The organism is Fructilactobacillus sp. X2R1C3, from assembly GCF_059901425.1.
This window is the reverse complement of sequence record NZ_JBWXUW010000005.1, coordinates 34472-52609: the sequence shown is the minus strand read 5'-3', so window position 1 is coordinate 52609 and position 18138 is coordinate 34472. Positions and strand designations below refer to the sequence as shown.

The window sequence follows — 18138 nt, the reverse complement described above, 5'->3', positions numbered from 1 at the left end:
TTTACTAATACATAGGGGTAATAGAAACAATGAAAACAGTTTTAAAAAAATGTCCGGCCTGGCTTTTTTACAGTCTAATTTTTCTGATTATTATTGTGGCTTACATCTGGACGTTCTACTTAACCGGTAACTCACTAATCTGGGGCATGGACGGAATTGCCCAACACTACCCCATCCTCGTAAACTTTAAACACATGCTAACTGAATTTTTCACCCATCCCAGTCATGGCTTTACCAACTGGTCGTTTAACATTGGCCTCGGTGCTGATCAGTTAACCAGTTTTTCGTACTACGTAGTCGGTGATCTCTTCAACTACCTGATTGTTTTATTCCCAGACCACTTACTGGAACTGGGTTACGGACTTCTGGTAATCCTACGACTGTACGTTGCCGGATTGGCCTTTTTATTATTCATCAAACAATTTCATTTTAAAAAATACAGTGTTGTACTCGGAACTTTGACCTACACGTTTGCGGGTTACGCCCTTTATTCTGGGATGCACCATCCTTTTTTTATTCTACCGATGATTTTCTTCCCGTTGATTTGCTACGGCGTCGAACGCATCATTTCTAACCATTCCTTTATCCCACTGATGCTGGCCGTTTCTTTAACTTTTTTAAGTAACTTCTACTTTGCCTACATCATTGGGCTTGGCAGTATTATTTACGTCATCATCAGGTATTTCAGCATTCGTAAAAACCCCGACTTTCATTTTGTGCGTTCACTGGCCAAAATGATTGCGGCCATTCTGTCGGGTATCTTGATTAGTGCCGTCATTTTCGTTCCAACCCTCTTATTTGCCCTAAGTTCCACGAGAACCACCTCCACCTTTGCGAACGGCTATCTTTTCTATCCCCTCTACTATTACCTCTCCATTCCAAGTAAAATTCTCGGAAATGGTTACCTGACCATCAGCTTCTGGCTCATTGTTGGAATTAGTGGACTCGGATTCTTAGGAATCGTCTATACGATGACCCACTTTAAGAAATACCTTTACCTAAACATCGGCCTACTGGTGGTTTTCATTGGTGCTCTGATTCCGGCTTTTGGAGCGGTCTTTAACGCCATATCGACCCCATCAAACCGGTGGATGTGTTTAGGCTTACTCCCAATTGGCATGGCTGCCACGATTCTTTCAGATCATCTCACCACGTTAACGAAGCGTGACGTGGAAGTCATGATTGTCGCCATTATCGCCCTCATTGTGCTTATTTGGGCTTCGCGCGGATTCATCATGAAGTTAAGTGCGCATGACTACGGTGAAATTGTCCTTCTGCTAATTTTAATGGGGGTCATTCTATGTAGTCAGCTCTTTCATTTAAAGCCGGTGACAACCATCGGAAGTGTGACCGCCGTTTTGATAATAAACCTTATCTCACTTGGCGTTGGCTACTACAGTCCCAACGTTGCCGGCTTTTCAAAGGGCATGCTTAATAAGCACGTTGCCACTAACTTCATCAATAATTTCTATGACGGGGCCAACAAGTACGTTGAACCACGGTTGGGTGGATATCGGACCTCACTTGGTAACCGATACCACTATGCTGGGAGAAATGACGTCAACTTATCGAACTACTCTAACATCAATACCAACATCCCGATGTTATTTTCGACCCGTGATATTTCATCATATCTGACGGTGGAAAATGGGGCCATTGGCCAACTTGAAAATTCCGTTCAAAATAACCAACGGACCTTTAACGCTCCGGTCGCTCAAAATGACTACCGCACCACCCTCGATAATCTAATGGGCGTCAAGTACCTCTTTATTCGCACGGGCCAACAAAACAAATCACAACCATTTGGCTTCAAGATGGTCAAGGGTAAGGACAAAAAGCCACTCTTGTTTGCGTCTGATAATCCGCTCGTAAACCAAAAAGATCCCGACGGAACCTACGTTTTAAAAAACAAGAACGCGCTCCCAATTGCTTACACCCAGGATCAAATGATCTCAAACCAGCAGTACCAAAAATTATCACCAACCGAGCGTGAACAAGCAATGATCAGTGGGGTCCACGTTGATTCGCCAATTAAGGGCATCAAATCAGCCAAGCTAAAACAGAACCAGAAACAACTTAGTTATGAGGTGAAACCGGACTACGAAAAGACCCTCGATAACTACGATAAATTAACGGCGTTCACCAACAATTCTAAGAGCGTTGAGTACAACGAACCAACCATTAACCACACGTCTCAAAAAGAAGCTTTAAAGATCCTTTCCGAAAACGTGCAACTGGAAAATGACACCAAGAAGCAAAATCAAGATGGTCTCCACGTCATAACTAAGGATGCCCTCGGTAAATCAGTCCCGTATTTTCTTAAGATTAAGCAACCTAACCGCACCAAAAATGCCGAAATTTACTTACAATTAGAGGGCATTCAGAGTCACGATTACTCGTCGGCCTCAAAGGAAAGCATGACCAAGCGCCAACACGCCATCAAAAATCAACCGTACACGAAGATGATGAAACTAAACGAGAAACGAAAGAACCTTCACACTCCGTTTGTTGGTCAGTATTCCTTAAATGCCGCAACGAAAGGAATGAAAAACGGCTACTCGCAGTACGGACGCGACAATCTTTCAAACTACACGCAAAAGAAAAATGCTTTGATTAACCTGGGGTATTCCACCAAGCGCCGTAATCAAATTAAGTTAACGTTTGATGGTGTCCACCAGATTAATTTTAAACACGTAAAGATTATCGCCGTTCCGTTTGGTAATTCATATGAACAACAGATTCAAAAACTCCAGGACAACCGACTACAAAACCTTCAGGTTAAAAAGAATGAAGTCAAGGGAATCAGTAATAACCCGAAGAAGTCCGTTTTAACCACCTCCATTCCCTATTCAACGGGATGGAAACTCTTCGTCGACGGCAAACAGGTACCAACTACCCGGGTCAACACTGGCTTTGTCGGAGCACCTATTAAGGCTGGTAAACACCGGATTGAACTGAAATACCAAACCCCTGGACTGCTATTAGGATCAATCGCTAGCGCCTTTGGAATTTTAATCCTCATTATTAGTGGAATCGTAATCTGGATTGTAAAGAAACGAAATTAAATTAAAAGCGTACGGATGACTAATTCCGTACGCTTTTTGGCTGCTTTAATTGCTAAGATTCTGTGCATTTAAACTTGTTAAAGGTTACACTAATAGTGACTATTTTTCATATTTAAGGAGGTAGTAATCATCAAACCCATTCGAATTTTATACATCTCAATTGCCGGAAACACCCGTAACTTCGTGCAAAATTTAGAGGACTACGCGGAGACCCAGCACCAAAAAGATGCTAGTAACCCACTAATTGAACCCACCGAAATCTCAGATCAAAGTGACTTTTTTGACGAAACATCACCCTACTTTGTTTTTGTGCCCACCTACCTTGACGGTGGCAATGGAATCGATAACGGAGTCAAAGAACTCATGACCAACACCATGGGCGAATACGTTGCTTACGACCATAACGCCGATTACTGCATGGGAATTGTCGGCAGTGGGAATCGTAATTTTAACATCCAATTTTGTCTCACGGCCAGAAGATATGCGGAACGTTTTAACGTCCCTGAAATTGCAGAATACGAATTAAGGGGCACCGATCGTGATGTCGTTTGCATTTATCAAACTATGTGTGAAAGAGCCAGCGAGTACAGTAATGAAGTCGCTTCCAAAAAATAATAAATAAGAACCATTTTATGAGTGTATTGATTAGCATTTCACAATTTTATCTGGTAGGATAACCTATAATTCATGAATATTGTTTCACACTTAGGAGGTAAGTTGCATCATGAAAATTATTGTTGTTGGTTGTACCCACGCGGGAACTTTTGCGGTTAAACAAATCTTAAAAGAGCATCCCGATTATGATTTAACTGTCTATGAAAAAAATGACAATATCTCATTTCTATCATGTGGAATCGCACTTTATTTAGGTGGCGAAGTTAAGGATCCAAAGGGTCTCTTCTATTCCGATCCAAAGGAACTAAAGGGCCTAGGTGCTGACGTGCAGATGAAGCACGAAGTCACTAACATTGACTCAAATAACAAAGAAATCACCGTTAAGGATTTAGAATCCGGTGAAAGCAAGACCGAGCATTACGACAAGCTGGTAATGACCAGTGGTTCACTTCCTGTCGTTCCTCCAATCAAGGGCGTTCATAGCGACCACGTCAAACTTTGCAAGAACTGGACCGACGCTCAGGTGCTCTTTGATGACGCCAAGGACGCTAAGCGTATCGCAGTCATCGGGGCTGGATACATTGGAGCCGAACTAGCCGAAGCTTATTCTAAGACCGGCCACGAAGTTACTCTGATTGACGGGGTTGACCGGGTCCTAAGTAAGTACTACGACCCTAAGTTTACCGACATCGTCGAAAAAGACTACAAGGACCACGGCGTTAAGTTTGAAGGAAACCAAATGGTACAAGAGTTCACTGATAACGGTAATACGGTCTCAATCAAGACCAGCAGTGACGAATTCACGGCTGACCTCGCCATTTTGTGCATTGGTTTCAAACCCAACACGAGTCTACTCAAAGGTCAAGTTGACATGCTTGAAAATGGTGCAATCATCACCGATGATTACATGCATGCTTCTAACAAGGAGATCTTTGCTGCCGGTGACAGTGCCGCCGTTCACTACAACCCAACCCACAAAAACGCCTACATTCCGCTGGCAACTAATGCGGTTCGTCAAGGAATCTTGGTTGGAAAGAACATCGAAAACGACACCGAAAAATACATGGGAACGCAGTCCTCATCTGGTCTAAAGTTGTACGACCGAAACCTCGCCTCAACCGGATTAACCATGAGTGCCGCTAAGGCTCAGGGCATTAACGCTCATCAAGTCATTGTTGAAGACAACTATCGTCCTGAATTCATGCCTACCACGACCCCCGTGTTAATGTCATTGGTTTACAGCCCTGATACCCGTAAAATCTTGGGTGGCGCATTGACCAGTCTCTACGACATTTCGCAATCCGCAAACGTGCTTTCGGTTGCCATTCAAAACGAAAACACCATCGACGACCTAGCCATGGTTGACATGCTGTTTCAACCAAACTTTGACCGTCCGTTTAACTACCTCAACATCTTGGGTCAAGCTGCTCAAGAAAAAGAGGCCAAAAACAAGCAATTGGACGTAAAATAAAATACACCGCAAAAGAGCCCTTAACTATCATAAGTAGTTAAGGGCTTTTAATTATTTATAACAAATAATGTAATTAACTATGATAATTACATTAAACCAATTCAACTGATATTTCATTATCGATTTTGTTTGCCATCTTCTTCAAAGAATCAGAATCATCACCCGCTAAAATATAATAACCTAGTCGATCATCTGAGTTTTGTGGGGCTTGAACTTTTGATCCTTTATCCACATTAATTTTAAACTTTTTAACATTTGGCGTGTTTTTTAAAACTTCAACATTTTTAATTCCCTTAAAAATACCACTGTGATCGGCAAAAATATATCTAATTAACGCAGCTCCATTTTTAGTCCTCTTGATATTGATATTTTCACCAAGATATAACTTAACTGTTTCTTCAAAAATATCAATTCCGTATGCGTCTTTAATCAAATCAGATGTGATATTATCTCCCCCAGGCCGACCATTGACTTCAACAATTCTAGGACCATTTTTAGTAAATTTAACTTCAACATGAGTAGGACCATCACTAAAACCTAAAGAAAGAGCTGCTTTAAATGCAGCATTTATAATTGAATCTTTTTTACCGACATCAACTGTAGTCGGAAATACATGCATTATTTCACTAAAATAAGGCGGTTTAGTGGTGTGTTTTTCTGTCACTTCAGCAAATGCAATTTTGTTCTTATACAAAAACAATTCCACACTAAATTCAGGACCACTTAGAAATTCTTCAATTAAAAATTCTGGTCTAACCTTAAATCCCATATAACTCTTTTTAAATTCCTGGATTTCTTTAAATCGTTGTTTTAACTCGTTAGCATTCTTAATATAAAAGACATCTAAACTACTGGCAGCATTTGTTGGTTTTAAAATAATCGGATATCCAATTCGTTCACTTTCTCTAACAGCATCTTTTACATTATTTACAACGGCATACTTAGCCGAGGGAACCCCCTTTTGTCTAAACGCTTTTCTAGCTCGATCTTTATTTCTAGCGTTTTTAGCCGTCTCAACACTAGTTCCAAACTTATTAAAATGCTTAGCAACTTCAGCAGTAACCGTTGTCACATAATCAGTTGCCGGAATGATAGTATCAAAATCTTTATAAGAACTGTTTTCAATAACTTTAATAATCGAATTTGCATCATGAATATCTGCTATTAATAAATCATCAAAATAATTTTCATAATCATATTTTTTAGGGTCGTTTTCATCTTGAACAATACTAACAACTTTTAAGCCAAGTTTCTTAGATGCTTTAACGAAACTAACCCCATAAAAACTTGGTTCAACTAATAAAACAGTTTTTCTTTTATCCATTATTAAGACCCCTATTTTTAAGTATCAAACTACAAAATAAACCAATCAGCATAATTAGAAACATGCAAAAAAATCCATAGTTGGATCCGAAGCTATCATTTAATTTGCCAATGAATGTGGAAGAAAAAATTTCTATGAATTGTGCTCCACCTGTCCAAATAGAAGTGGTTCTTCCCATATATTTTTTATTAACTTTATTCATTAGGATAGTATTAATGACTACTCGCAATGCAGAATTAGAAAGTCCAATTAAGAAAGTAGCCACAAATGCTAACCCAATAAATTGGAAAATAAATAAGACAAACAATGCCACACTAGCAAGGGCAAAGAAATTCACTAACAAACTCTTCCTGCGAAATTTCTCTAATAGTTTCCCAGTAACTAGACCTGCAACTAAACCACCAATGCCATAGCACATATCAGTAAATCCATAGATGGTACTATTGGAATGCAATATTGTGCTGACATAACCTGGCATCGAAACGTTAAATAGTTGGGTAACTAATAATGGTAAAATTGAAAGTAACCCAATTATTAAAATCATTTTATTTTTAAAAATATATTTAATGACTGAATTATCTTCTTTTTTACTATGATCATTTGAGATCCCAATGACATCATAATTATCCGCTGGAGCATTTAACATCAGTATGATCGCAATGGCAAATAAGAACACGTTAATGATTAATATAGAAATAAAGCCAATATGACTAATCAAAATTCCAGAAACTCCACCTGCCATGAACATTCCTACTTGTAATGACACTTCAATAAATGAATTGGCACTTCCAAGAAGTTCTTTAGGAACAGTTGCTTGAATATATCCACGAGACGATGCCATATAAGTTACCCATCCGATTCCTGTTACGATCGCTAATAGATACATAGCTAGCAAATTAAATTTAAAAAGATACAACCAAATTGCAATAATTGCAATGGGAACCGCACGAAATAAAAATGTTGATATGACCACGTTTCTTCGAATAAATTTATCCGTTATATATCCTGCAATGGGTGCAATCAGAAAACCAGCTAACACATTAATAGCCAAAAATGTTCCCACGACACTATCTGATTTAGTTTGTTGTAAAACATACCAGTTAGCCCCAACGGTTGTCATCCCAACACCAAACCCAGAAATAATGTCAGAAAGAAAAAAGTTCCTGAATTCTTTTCGCCTTAACAAAGTGAATTTCATTAATTAACCTCCATAACTATTCTTTTTGAGATTCACGTTGATTCTGTGAGCATTTTGAATGGCATTTGAATCATCAAATATTTCGCCATACTTATTCGCTTTCCCAATGACAAAATCAATCAATTGCATATTTAGAAAATTACATATATATCTAAATTGCTGAATAATGATCTTTGCTTTTCGACGAGGTTTATCTCCACCAACCAAAACTAATATTATTTTTTTGTTTCTCATATTTTCTTTAAACAATGAATCAATTTCCAACATTTCCGACCATCGATCAATAAAAAGCTTTAATTGAGAAGAAATTGAGTACCAATAAATTGGTGAGGAAAAGATAACTAAATCACTAGTTTCAACTTGATCAATAACATCATAGAAATCATCACCAGAGTTTGGCCAATTACCTTTAAATCGACAGTCTTTAATTGGTTGAATATTTTTATCTCTCAACCTTATATCTTGATATACAACATTCTTTAGTGCTAATTCGGCTAACATTTTCGAATTTGATGGATTCCTACTAGAAGAATCGATTAAAACTATTTTTTCCACGTTCATCACACTTCCCTTAAATGAGTTGAACATAGTTTACAGCATGACCACATGGAGAGTACCATTATGTAAAGTGTTTCGTCATAATTCATTCTATGTACTGATATGAAAGGAAAGTGTTACTCATGACTAATGGAGAATTAATTCGGAAATTACGTAAGGAACGTGGGATGTCTCAAATACAACTCTCCTCAGGTATTTCTACAAGAACTACTCTTTCCTCTTTTGAAAACAACCGATCCCGAATTTCCAGTGACATTTTATTTTCCTATTTACAAAGAATGAATATCACAGTTCAAGAATACACATTCTATTTGAATAACAGCTCAAAAACTGAAAAAGAATATGCTCTTCAATATTTCAACGAAAATATTTATAAAGAAAAAGACCATGAGATCCAAAGTCGAATTGTAGATTATCAAACCAAGTATAAGGATTATCATGACTTTTTCTTCTGTTGCTTATCAATTGAATTAAAACTGTTTATGAATAAATCTCATGAAAGGAAGATTTTTGACGTAAATGAAGATACGGAATTAATCAAAAACTATTTAAATGGTATCCAGCAATGGGGACATTTTGAGGTGTCATTATTTTCCAATTGCTTGTACATTTTTAATAGTGATTATATTCGTGCCACATTTAATACTTTATTTAAAAAGACTAAAATATTGAGTCAAATTGACACTTATAAAAATGACATTGCTATTTTTGTAAATAATTGCATTATCTTATCCTTTGAAAGAAAGGAATACAAAAACGCTAATTTCTACATTGGATATTTGAACAGTATTTCGCAGGATTCACCAAGAAAAATGTATGACAAATTGATGTGTAATTATTATATAGAACTCCTGAAACAATTAGTAACGAAACATTCATCAGTAAATAACGCTATCTTAGAATTTGAAAAGTTAGGCTTTGATGAACATGCCAATAGATTGTTAGAGTTTAAAGAGAAAATGCAGTTTATGAATTCAGGAAAAATATATAAATAAAAAAGTTGTCATTAATGAAGCACTATATGGAAGTTAGACATCTTATACTTTCTAGGATTCATACCGATATTCAATCGGTGTGAGTCCTTTTTTATTGCCAGAAATTATTTTAGTATTCAACCACTCACCATATTCATGAAGCGTTTGCTTTAATGTAGTTAAAAACAATGATTTAGTTCGGTTTAAAAATGCTCGTTTTTAGAAGATTAAAACAATTTTAGATTGGCCATTATCGTAATAATTCACTGTTGATACTCACTAATTAATTGGAATTTAAAATATTTGAATATTTAACCATAAAAATACAACATAATGAAAGGCTCCAAATCGGTTAGTTTTTACCTAACTTTTTTGGAGCCCATTAATGTCTAACAATTATGGTTCACTTCAATTTTGTGTCACCACTATTTTTTCTTTTCTTTTTCGACATACTGACTAATTCGGTTCATGGCTTCTTTTAAATTTTCCATTGAGGTAGCATAACTAATACGGACGTAACCTTCACCGCCTGGTCCAAACGCACTTCCGGGAATAACGGCTACCTTAGCTTTACGAGCAAAGTCATAACTAAAGTCCATACTATTTTGAATTAAGCCAGCCGGGATTTTAGCGAAAATGTAAAAAGCTCCATCGGGGCTAGCCATCTTAAAGCCCATCGCACTCAATTTCTCGTAAACAAAATCACGTCGTTTTCGGTACTCCTTTTTCATGGCATCAGTATCATTCATTCCGTTCCCAAGTGCTTCTGCGGCCGCAGCTTGCGCGTTCGTGGTGGTCGAAGTGATCGTAAATTGATCGATTTTTTCAAGTTGACTGGTGATGTCTTTAGGCGCCGCCATGATTCCAATTCTCCATCCGGTCATCGCGTGTGACTTTGAAACTCCATTCAATAAAATGGTTTGTTCGGGAAGATATTTAGCGATTGAGGCGTGTTTGCCGTCATAAGTCAGTTCGCTGTAAATTTCGTCAGAAATCACAAAAATATCATGCTTTTTAATCACATCGGCCAGTTTTTGAAGTTCGTCAGGATGATAAGTTTTGCCAGTGGGATTAGTGGGAAAATTCAAGACAATCGCCTTGGTTTTGGGATGCTCCTTTAAATTTTGTTCTAACTGTTCTGGAGTGAGAACAAAGTCAGTTTTAGAGGTGTCCATAAAAATCGGGGTGGCTCCCCGCAGTTTAATAATCGGAAAGTAGAGTGGAAAAATCGGCGTTGGAATTAAAACCTCATCCCCGGGATTTAAGACCGACGTTAACGCCGTATAAATTCCGCCGGTGGCACCAGCGGTCATAATGATCTCCGTCTCCTGGTCGTAGTTTAAATCGTATTTACTTTGTAAAAAGTGCGCAGCTGCATCCCGAAGTCGCTTAGTTCCCTTTGTGGGAGCGTAGTGACTCTCATTTTGTTGAATGCTTTTAATTGCGGCATCCTTAACGTGTTCAGGGGTGTTAAAGTCTGGTTCACCTAACGTTAGCGGAATAATATCAGGAATCTGGCCCACCTCATCATTAAATTTTAAAATCGACGATGGGGATAACTGCAACATTTCGTGGTTCATTTTACTTATTAAATCAGCTGACATAATAGTGCTCCTTTCGATAGACAAAAAAATCCCAGTTAACATTCGATGCTAACTGGGATTAAAAACACATTCGTTATTAGAAATATCCAACGATAATCTGTAATCAACCTAGTTAGTATCCTTACGGTATCTAACCAGGCCCTCAAAACAACCTTACTTAGATACGCACTCGTACCAAGTAAAGTAAGCATAAAGATTGTTTTGATGATTAATATGATTATTCATGGAATATTCCTCCTCTTCTTTAATTGCCACTAATTAAACAACTCAAATCACTTTCTGTCAATCATTTTTAAAATATTTATTTCAAAAACGCCATAAAAAAAGAGCTAACACCAAGGTGTCAACTCTCTTTACATTTAATCTTATTGTTCGTTAAATTGTAAGTCCAAGCTAATGTGCTTACCATCTTTACTATCAATAACACGTGAATCAACAAAGACACTGTTCTTCTTAGTCTTAGTTATGTTGTCAGTTGGGTCAACGTCAACTAAAGTTTGAAAAGCGGCATCAGTTAATTTTGATAGTGGAACGTAAGGGATGAATGGAACACCCAAGTATGAGTGTAATGTTTCATCGTATTGGTCACGCAAAACGTTCATTTGGTCTAAAACATCTTGAAGGTCTTTTCCAAAATCAGTTACATCCAAGAAGTAAACGTTTCGAACTTCATCAGTTTGTTCCCAAGGTTGGTCAGTCAAGATTGCTGATACTAAATCAGCCATTTTGTCTTCGTAATCTTTAATGTCATCGAGTTTTTCAATAATCTTTTTTTCGCTCATGTCATTCTTCCTCTCAATATTCAGTCTGATAGTTAATGACTATCACTTACAGTAATCATGATATCACATTTGAAGCGACTAATCGACACCTGATCTCCCATTAAGGTGCGGGAAATTAGGTTGGATTCTTTTTGTTAGATTGCGAAATAATGGTAAGATAATGCATATAAACTGATTAAAGGAGCACTCAATCAATGAACAATGAAACAGTTGGTAGCCGGATGGACCGAAATGTCGGAAACGTAATCATTAACGTTGTTGATAAAAACGGTCAAAATCTGACTAACCCATTAAAATATACGCAAACTCCCGGTGCAGCTTTCTCAATCGAGGTCCCTGACTTAAAGGGATACGTCGTTCAGGGACTTAGTGGCGATCAGAATGCCGTCAGTTACCTCACTAACGTCACCTTTAAACGAAACGTTGACTACCCGGCCAACATGGGTCGAGTCGTTACCGTCAATCCGAACGAGAACATTAACGGAACTTTTGCACGAGGAACGCTCAATTACAACTTAGTGTATGCCCCAAGTGCACAGGTTGTTTCCCCTGGTGCTGATAGAACAGCACCCAATCAAACACAGTACCAAAGTGCTCCCAAAAAGAAGAAACACCACTGGTTCCGCTGGATCGTCATTATTTTTCTAATTATCATTTTGTTGGGAATCTTTGGCTTATACCGTTCCGGAAAGAGTGCACAACAACAGGTTAAACAAAATCCGCCTGTGGTGGTTAAAAATTATAATAATAAACCAGAGAATAATGCTGATAATGGCGGCAACAATGGCAGTAATGCAGCTAACCAAAAAACTCAAGATGTTATTGAAAGGGCCAAACAAGAAATCGAACAAAATGCTAAAGAACGGGATAATAATGCTCTTCAACAAATTATCATGACCATCCAAGATGGTATCAATATGATAAAAGCCAAAATTGAGTCGTACTTTGAATTCTAATTTAAAAAGAGATCATCACTGATAGGAGTGATGATCTCTTTTTGTTTATCTTTCTTTATAAGGTAACATGTACTTTTTAAGGGCTTTCCCGGTAAACGATTGGGGAACTTTTTCAGATCCCTCGGGAATCCCACTGTACAGGACGTTTCCACCGTACGTCCCGGCTCCTGGTCCCATGTCAATCAACCAGTCAGCTTGACTGATTACATCAAGGTTGTGTTCAACGATAATTAAGGAGTCACCCTCAGCAACCATTCGTTTAAACAGCTTTAGCAATCGTTGCGTATCATTCATGTGCAGACCAGCCATTGGTTCATCAAGAAAGTAAATCTTGCCCTTCTCTTCTAGCATCTGGGCTAACCGCAGTCGTTGCAGTTCACCACCGGATAACGTGGTCAGAGCTTGGTTTAACGCTAAATAATCCAATCCGACCTCGCTCATCTGTTTCAACGGATTAGCGATTTCAGGAACATCCTTGAAGAATTCAGCCGCGTAAGCAACTGACATCGACAAAACGTCGGCGATGTCTTGACCGTGATACTTGTATCCCAAGGCTTCCTGACTGTAGCGTTTTCCGTGACACAACTCACAGGTCTGAACGACCGGATCCATAAAGGCCATGTTGGTAATTGTGACCCCTTTTCCCTTACAACGCGGACAAGCACCCTTGCCGTTGTAACTAAAGAGCTGGGTCGAAACGTTGTTGGCCTTCGCAAAAAGCCTTCGAATTGGGTTTAAAATGTTGAGATAGGTCACAGGAGTAGAACGAATACTGATGCCGGCTTGCTTTTGCGTCAGATCAACGTAATCGCCGTTTAAATGGTCCTTCATGGCTTCAGCCAGTGAACTTTTACCTGACCCGGCAACTCCCGACAGAACGGTCATAATCCCAGTTGGCACCTTGACACTCACGTCATCAATGTTATGCATGTGAACATGCTCCAAGTCTACAAACCCCTTAGGTTGAAGTGGTTTGGCGAAATGATGGGGTGCCCTTAACCATTTTCCGGTCAGAGTGTCAGAATCCAACACTTCGGGATAGCTCCCGGTAAAGGTAATCTTTCCACCGTCAGCCCCAGATTTCGGGCCAACTTCGACCACGTGATCGGCAATCGACATGATCTCAGGATTGTGGTCAACGATAAAGATGGTGTTACCCTTCTTCTTTAGATTAATCATGGCTTTTTTAATCAAAGCGATGTCGTGAGGATGAAGTCCCACACTTGGTTCGTCAAAAACGTACAGAATATCTGAGAGTGAATTGGTCAGGTGTTTGGCAATCTTAATTCGTTGAACCTCACCACCCGATAACGTGCTGGTGGTTCGATCAAGAGTCAAGTACCCTAATCCAATGTCAATTAACGGCTTAATCTTGGACTCTAAACCCCGGATGATTTCATCTCCAAGGTTATCTTTAATGGACTCCAAAAAGTCTAAGAACTGCACCAAATCCATCCCAGAGACGTCGTTAATGTTGTCGCCGTTAATCTTAACGCTCAATGATCTGGGGTTAAGTCGAGCTCCCTTACATACCGGGCAAACTTCACGGGTCACAATCTCACTAATGGCTTCTTTGTGGTGCTTACCCTCACGACTGTTGATGATTGAACGTTTGATTCTAGGAACCACACCCTCGTACTGGCTCGTTTTGTAGTAAGCGGGCGCATTGTAGAGTTTCTGTTGCGGCGCGTGCATCAACAAGTCGTACTCTTCGGGAGTATAATCTTTAATTGGTTTGTCATTATCAAACAAACCGCTGTAACCGTATCCCCGCCAACGCCAGGTTCCGGGTCCAAAACTAACGAAGGTAATCGCTCCATCATTAAGTGACTTCTCTGGGTCAATTAACTTCGACTCATCAACTTCATCGACGTAGCCTAACCCCTGGCAGTACGGACACATCCCCTGCGGCAGGTTAAACGAAAAGACCTCCGAGTAACCCACAAACGGCTTTCCAACTCGTGAGAATAAGAGCCGTAATAACGAGTAGATTCCAGTGTAGGTGGCAAGCGTTGACCGGGCGTTTCCGGTCAGTTGTTTCTGCTCAATCGCAATGGCAACCGGCAGATTTTTGATGTCACCAACGTGCGGCTGCCCGTACTTTGGGAGATACTGTTGTGAAAAACTGGGAAATGTTTCGTTTAGTTCACGACGTGACATGGCCGCAATCGTGTCGAATACTAACGACGATTTCCCCGATCCGGACTCACCGACAAAAACGGTGATTTCATGCTTAGGGAGCTTGACGTTAACGTGCTTTAAATTATTTTGGTGTGCGTCAGACACATCAATTGAATCCTTATAATAAGTGTCGACCATGGTTTACCTCACTAATCTTGACGTGTTTTACTTAACTTTCTTGATTCGCTCATCACACAGAACAATGCGAATAAAATCAGTCCGCCGGATACGATAAATAAAGCGGGATAGTTGAAAAATTCAACCATTAATCCACCAAAGAGTGGGCCCACAGATCTTCCAAGTGACATAAAAATGTTAAATAGTCCCTGAAACTTTCCCTTTTGTCTGGGGTCCGCTAACGTATCAATCCACGCCGGAATTCCCGGCAATCCGTTCATTTCACCAAAGGTCAAAATGACCATGATAATTACGAAAACGGCGTACTGTCTAGCAAATATTAACATAAAGAAGCTTACCGCGAAAATGATTACCCCAAAGGCAATCTGACGACTCATCTTAAACCGAGCCCCGATTTTATTAATAATCGGTTGAATGAAGACAATCAGTAAGCCATTAATCGTCCACAAGAAACTGTAATTTTCAAATGAGATTCCTAGTTGCGTCATGTGGACCGACATGACACTTTCCCAAAGGGTGTAACTCATATAAATACAAAAAACCATGATGCAGATGAGCCAAATCAACTTTAATCCACGACTTTTTTTCTCTGAAACCTCATCGTCATCTTGCGAACGCTTAACGGCCGTTGGTGCTGGCCGATGTAATTTAATGTTGAATTCAAAAATCGTCATCAGTAACAACACAATGTAAAAGCCCGTTGCCACGATGAAAACAATCGAAATACCGTACTTCATTAAGAAACCAACCAACGCGGTTCCGACAACGACCCCTAGGTTAAGTCCCACGTACAACGAATTAAAAACGTATCGTGTACTTTTAGAAGTGATCATCGATGCGTATGAATTTAAGAGCGTCATGCTGGACCCGTTACCCAGTCCGTACAGCAGTAACATAATGCCAAAGATGGGCCAGCCGTGAAAGAAGATCAGAGTCACAATCGAAGTCATCGTAATTAGGACACTGATGATGGCAGTCTTATATGGTGACCAGTGATCGAAAAGATAACCACCTAGATAATTCCCAATAATCATGAACATCGACATGGCAAACAGCACGATGCCGGCCGTTGTCAGGGATTCATGAAGATAGTTATGCATGTAAACCGTGGTTAACGGCCACATGAAGGATGACCCGGTGTTTAGTAGTAACGAATAGATTAAAACGGTACTAAGCCTTAATTCTTTTTTCTTTCCCTTTACCATTTGCTTGCCTCATTTCATTATTTATTTTTTATTTAATTTCAACGTTTACACGATCGACCATAATAAAAGGGGAAACTCAACCGTAGTTGAAATCCCCCTAATAATCAGCAATGCTCACTTTTTTGTCGCATGCTTCTTTTCGTTATCACGCTTTTTGGCAACCACTCCGGCTACCATTGAACCCGCTACCAGCACCGAAACAACACTGGTTAACAGGATTTTCATTTTATTTTTCATGATGAAACTCCCTGCTTTTCTCCCTAATATAGTTATATCTTGTTTGCGACAAAAAAGCTACTTCTTTCTCTAATTTATAATTTTTATAATGTAATCACCAATCGGTTACACCATCCCAACTGTGTAACCGCTAGAATTCATACCGAATTACCAACGTTGTCATAAACGACGGCCCTGGCTAAAATTAAATCCAATTTTAACTGGGAAAAAACCGATCCTTCTACTATAATTAAAGTCCATAAGGCAAATTAACGAAACGTTAATTGGAGGGAGAAACACATGATTCATATTGTTACTGATTCAACTGCTCAATTAACCCCAGATGAAATCCAAAAAAATAATCTAACGGTCGTGCCACTTCAGGTTACCATTGATGGTAAAACCTACGAAGACGGTGTCGACATTACCAGAAAAGAATTCTCCGATCATCTCGCAAACGACAAAGAATTTCCAAAGACCAGTCAACCTTCTCTGGGACAATTCATTGAAGCCTACGAAAAAATCCAAAAGGAAGATCCAGACGCTTCAATCATCTCCATCCATTTAACCAAGGTCTTAAGTGGAACGGTTGAGACGGCTAGAACCGCTGCTAAACAGGTCGGAGGAGACATCTCAGTCCTAGACAGTGATTCCACCGATAGTGGCCTTACTTTTGCCGTCATGCGCGCTAAAAAATTGGCCGATCAAGGCAAGTCCGTTAACGAAATTATGGACAACTTAAAAGCATTTGTGCCAACCATCATGACCTACGTTTTCATCAACAGTTTTGATTACATGGTCAAGGGTGGACGTGCCAGCCGTGCCGTGGGCTTTATTTCCTCACTAATTCAACTAAAGCCGGTTATTCAACTAACCGAAGGAACCCTCAAACTCAAGTATAAGTGTCGTGGCATCAAGAAAATGACCAAGATTGCCAATCAGGTCACTGATGAAATCATCAATAATAAGGACATTTCCGAAGTTGGTCTTTCATACGTTGATGACGGAACGGCGCCAAAGAAAATCGCCGCTAAGATCAAGGAAGCCCGACCTGACATCGACGTCACCTGCCGTTTGACAAGTCCCATCGTTATGACCCACGTTGGTCCCGGTGGATTTGGCTACATCTTCGCATAACTTAATACTAACAATTAAGATCGGACATTTATGTTCGGTCTTTTATTATGAAAAGAGGAAATCATGGAATCATTGTTAATTGATTCGAACTTCTAATGAACCAATTATGCTAAATTAGCGGTTAACACCGTGTCAACATGTGGGTATAATTAAATTATTACATAGAAGGAAGGATTTTTTATGCCATCATCAACTTTTTTAAACCTCCCACAGGCAAAAAAGGATCGCATCAACACGGCCCTTTTAAATGAATTTTCCGCTCATCCCTTCGCTGACGCCCAGGTTGCCAGGATCATCAAGGATGCCAAAATCTCACGTGGAGCCTACTATAAATACTTCATTACTTTAAAGGGTGGCTATGATTACACGCGCAGACTGGTTTTATCAACAATTCACCGGCCTTTCACAAATAAAAAGCTTGATGAACTGAAACCAAGCGACTACGTTGATGCCGCCCGTTCCTTTCTAGAAGATAGTTCTGAAAGTGAATACTTTGAATTCATTCAGATGGACATCCTGCATAATCAGAAAAACATTGATGATTCGGCAATCATAAAGTTACCGGCCAAACGGTGGGCCATTACCATTCTGTGCCACCAAACGATTAAAGAAGCCATGGAATCTCCTAATGATTCTGAAAAATTACTCCATCGGCTTCAAAAAGTTCTTGAAATTATTTATTAATTAATCCGTAAAAAAAGGAGACCCAGAAGT

At 39.4% G+C, this 18138-nt stretch carries 16 protein-coding genes; 7 read left to right on the top strand and 9 right to left on the bottom strand.

What is annotated here, in order from left to right; all coding sequences use genetic code 11:
- Positions 1-29: 29 nt before the first annotated feature.
- The 3 genes from AC6UDD_RS06175 to AC6UDD_RS06165 all read left to right on the top strand — a co-directional run bounded on the left by AC6UDD_RS06175 (position 30) and on the right by AC6UDD_RS06165 (position 5151).
- Positions 30-3065 (top strand): YfhO family protein, encoded by a 3036-nt coding sequence (locus AC6UDD_RS06175; RefSeq protein WP_500719717.1) that lies wholly within the window; start codon positions 30-32, stop codon positions 3063-3065.
- A gap of 129 nt (positions 3066-3194) precedes the next feature.
- Positions 3195-3680: a class Ib ribonucleoside-diphosphate reductase assembly flavoprotein NrdI gene (gene nrdI / locus AC6UDD_RS06170; RefSeq protein ID WP_500720040.1), complete on the top strand. Its 486-nt coding sequence runs from the start codon at positions 3195-3197 to the stop codon at positions 3678-3680.
- 109 nt (positions 3681-3789) lie between these two features.
- On the top strand, positions 3790-5151 hold the full coding sequence (locus tag AC6UDD_RS06165) for an FAD-dependent oxidoreductase (protein WP_500719714.1): 1362 nt from the start codon (positions 3790-3792) through the stop codon (positions 5149-5151).
- Between the two features lie 91 nt (positions 5152-5242).
- On the opposite strand, the gene AC6UDD_RS06160 is transcribed toward AC6UDD_RS06165, so the two are convergent.
- Genes AC6UDD_RS06160 through AC6UDD_RS06150 form a run of 3 tightly spaced genes read right to left on the bottom strand, consistent with a single transcriptional unit; the run spans position 5243 to position 8234 of the window.
- A complete protein-coding gene (locus tag AC6UDD_RS06160) occupies positions 5243-6475 on the bottom strand; it encodes an ATP-grasp domain-containing protein (protein WP_500719712.1) in 1233 nt (410 codons plus the stop codon).
- A complete protein-coding gene (locus tag AC6UDD_RS06155; protein WP_500719709.1) occupies positions 6468-7673 on the bottom strand; it encodes an MFS transporter in 1206 nt (401 codons plus the stop codon). The genes AC6UDD_RS06160 and AC6UDD_RS06155 overlap by 8 nt, the downstream gene beginning before the upstream one ends.
- Positions 7674-7676: 3 nt before the next feature.
- Positions 7677-8234 carry a flavodoxin family protein gene (locus AC6UDD_RS06150; protein ID WP_500719707.1) on the bottom strand — a complete coding sequence of 186 codons (558 nt, stop codon included), beginning with the start codon at positions 8232-8234 and terminating at the stop codon, positions 7677-7679.
- Between the two features lie 119 nt (positions 8235-8353).
- Between AC6UDD_RS06150 and AC6UDD_RS06145 the strand changes: the two genes are divergently transcribed.
- Complete coding sequence (locus AC6UDD_RS06145; protein WP_500719705.1) at positions 8354-9226, top strand: helix-turn-helix domain-containing protein; 873 nt, start codon at positions 8354-8356, stop codon at positions 9224-9226.
- Between the two features lie 51 nt (positions 9227-9277).
- Here AC6UDD_RS06145 and AC6UDD_RS06140 read toward each other — a convergent pair whose 3' ends face one another.
- From AC6UDD_RS06140 to AC6UDD_RS06130, 3 genes are all read right to left on the bottom strand, one after another.
- Positions 9278-9394 (bottom strand): IS3 family transposase, encoded by a 117-nt coding sequence (locus tag AC6UDD_RS06140; RefSeq protein WP_500719702.1) that lies wholly within the window; start codon positions 9392-9394, stop codon positions 9278-9280.
- 236 nt (positions 9395-9630) lie between these two features.
- A complete protein-coding gene (locus tag AC6UDD_RS06135; protein WP_500719699.1) occupies positions 9631-10809 on the bottom strand; it encodes an aminotransferase class I/II-fold pyridoxal phosphate-dependent enzyme in 1179 nt (392 codons plus the stop codon).
- Between the two features lie 365 nt (positions 10810-11174).
- On the bottom strand, positions 11175-11591 hold the full coding sequence (locus AC6UDD_RS06130) for a hypothetical protein (protein WP_500694103.1): 417 nt from the start codon (positions 11589-11591) through the stop codon (positions 11175-11177).
- A 194-nt stretch (positions 11592-11785) separates the two neighbouring features.
- Here AC6UDD_RS06130 and AC6UDD_RS06125 point away from each other — a divergent pair, with 194 nt between their 5' ends.
- Positions 11786-12547, top strand: a complete 762-nt coding sequence (locus AC6UDD_RS06125) for a hypothetical protein (RefSeq protein WP_500719697.1) — start codon at positions 11786-11788, stop codon at positions 12545-12547.
- A gap of 45 nt (positions 12548-12592) precedes the next feature.
- On the opposite strand, the gene AC6UDD_RS06120 is transcribed toward AC6UDD_RS06125, so the two are convergent.
- The 3 genes from AC6UDD_RS06120 to AC6UDD_RS06110 form a co-directional block, all read right to left on the bottom strand.
- Entirely contained in the window at positions 12593-14866 is a 2274-nt protein-coding gene (locus tag AC6UDD_RS06120; protein WP_500719694.1) for an ATP-binding cassette domain-containing protein, read from the bottom strand.
- 11 nt (positions 14867-14877) lie between these two features.
- Positions 14878-16071, bottom strand: coding sequence for an MDR family MFS transporter (locus AC6UDD_RS06115; RefSeq protein ID WP_500719691.1), 1194 nt, complete (start codon positions 16069-16071; stop codon positions 14878-14880).
- A gap of 114 nt (positions 16072-16185) precedes the next feature.
- Positions 16186-16308, bottom strand: a complete 123-nt coding sequence (locus AC6UDD_RS06110) for a hypothetical protein (protein ID WP_500719689.1) — start codon at positions 16306-16308, stop codon at positions 16186-16188.
- A 279-nt stretch (positions 16309-16587) separates the two neighbouring features.
- Here AC6UDD_RS06110 and AC6UDD_RS06105 point away from each other — a divergent pair, with 279 nt between their 5' ends.
- Complete coding sequence (locus tag AC6UDD_RS06105; RefSeq protein WP_500719687.1) at positions 16588-17424, top strand: DegV family protein; 837 nt, start codon at positions 16588-16590, stop codon at positions 17422-17424.
- 180 nt (positions 17425-17604) lie between these two features.
- Positions 17605-18108 (top strand): TetR/AcrR family transcriptional regulator, encoded by a 504-nt coding sequence (locus AC6UDD_RS06100; protein ID WP_500719685.1) that lies wholly within the window; start codon positions 17605-17607, stop codon positions 18106-18108.
- The last annotated feature ends 30 nt before the right edge of the window (positions 18109-18138 follow it).

What these genes read in the sequence shown, in the direction of transcription:
- AC6UDD_RS06175 (WP_500719717.1), top strand. Translation starts at nt 30, where the DNA reads ATGAAAACAGTTTTAAAAAAATGTCCGGCCTGGCTTTTTTACAGTCTA.
- AC6UDD_RS06165 (WP_500719714.1), top strand. Translation starts at nt 3,790, where the DNA reads ATGAAAATTATTGTTGTTGGTTGTACCCACGCGGGAACTTTTGCGGTT.
- AC6UDD_RS06160 (WP_500719712.1), bottom strand. Translation starts at nt 6,475, where the DNA reads ATGGATAAAAGAAAAACTGTTTTATTAGTTGAACCAAGTTTTTATGGG.
- AC6UDD_RS06155 (WP_500719709.1), bottom strand. Translation starts at nt 7,673, where the DNA reads ATGAAATTCACTTTGTTAAGGCGAAAAGAATTCAGGAACTTTTTTCTT.
- AC6UDD_RS06150 (WP_500719707.1), bottom strand. Translation starts at nt 8,234, where the DNA reads ATGAACGTGGAAAAAATAGTTTTAATCGATTCTTCTAGTAGGAATCCA.
- AC6UDD_RS06145 (WP_500719705.1), top strand. Translation starts at nt 8,354, where the DNA reads ATGACTAATGGAGAATTAATTCGGAAATTACGTAAGGAACGTGGGATG.
- AC6UDD_RS06135 (WP_500719699.1), bottom strand. Translation starts at nt 10,809, where the DNA reads ATGTCAGCTGATTTAATAAGTAAAATGAACCACGAAATGTTGCAGTTA.
- AC6UDD_RS06130 (WP_500694103.1), bottom strand. Translation starts at nt 11,591, where the DNA reads ATGAGCGAAAAAAAGATTATTGAAAAACTCGATGACATTAAAGATTAC.
- AC6UDD_RS06125 (WP_500719697.1), top strand. Translation starts at nt 11,786, where the DNA reads ATGAACAATGAAACAGTTGGTAGCCGGATGGACCGAAATGTCGGAAAC.
- AC6UDD_RS06120 (WP_500719694.1), bottom strand. Translation starts at nt 14,866, where the DNA reads ATGGTCGACACTTATTATAAGGATTCAATTGATGTGTCTGACGCACAC.
- AC6UDD_RS06115 (WP_500719691.1), bottom strand. Translation starts at nt 16,071, where the DNA reads ATGGTAAAGGGAAAGAAAAAAGAATTAAGGCTTAGTACCGTTTTAATC.
- AC6UDD_RS06110 (WP_500719689.1), bottom strand. Translation starts at nt 16,308, where the DNA reads ATGAAAAATAAAATGAAAATCCTGTTAACCAGTGTTGTTTCGGTGCTG.
- AC6UDD_RS06105 (WP_500719687.1), top strand. Translation starts at nt 16,588, where the DNA reads ATGATTCATATTGTTACTGATTCAACTGCTCAATTAACCCCAGATGAA.
- AC6UDD_RS06100 (WP_500719685.1), top strand. Translation starts at nt 17,605, where the DNA reads ATGCCATCATCAACTTTTTTAAACCTCCCACAGGCAAAAAAGGATCGC.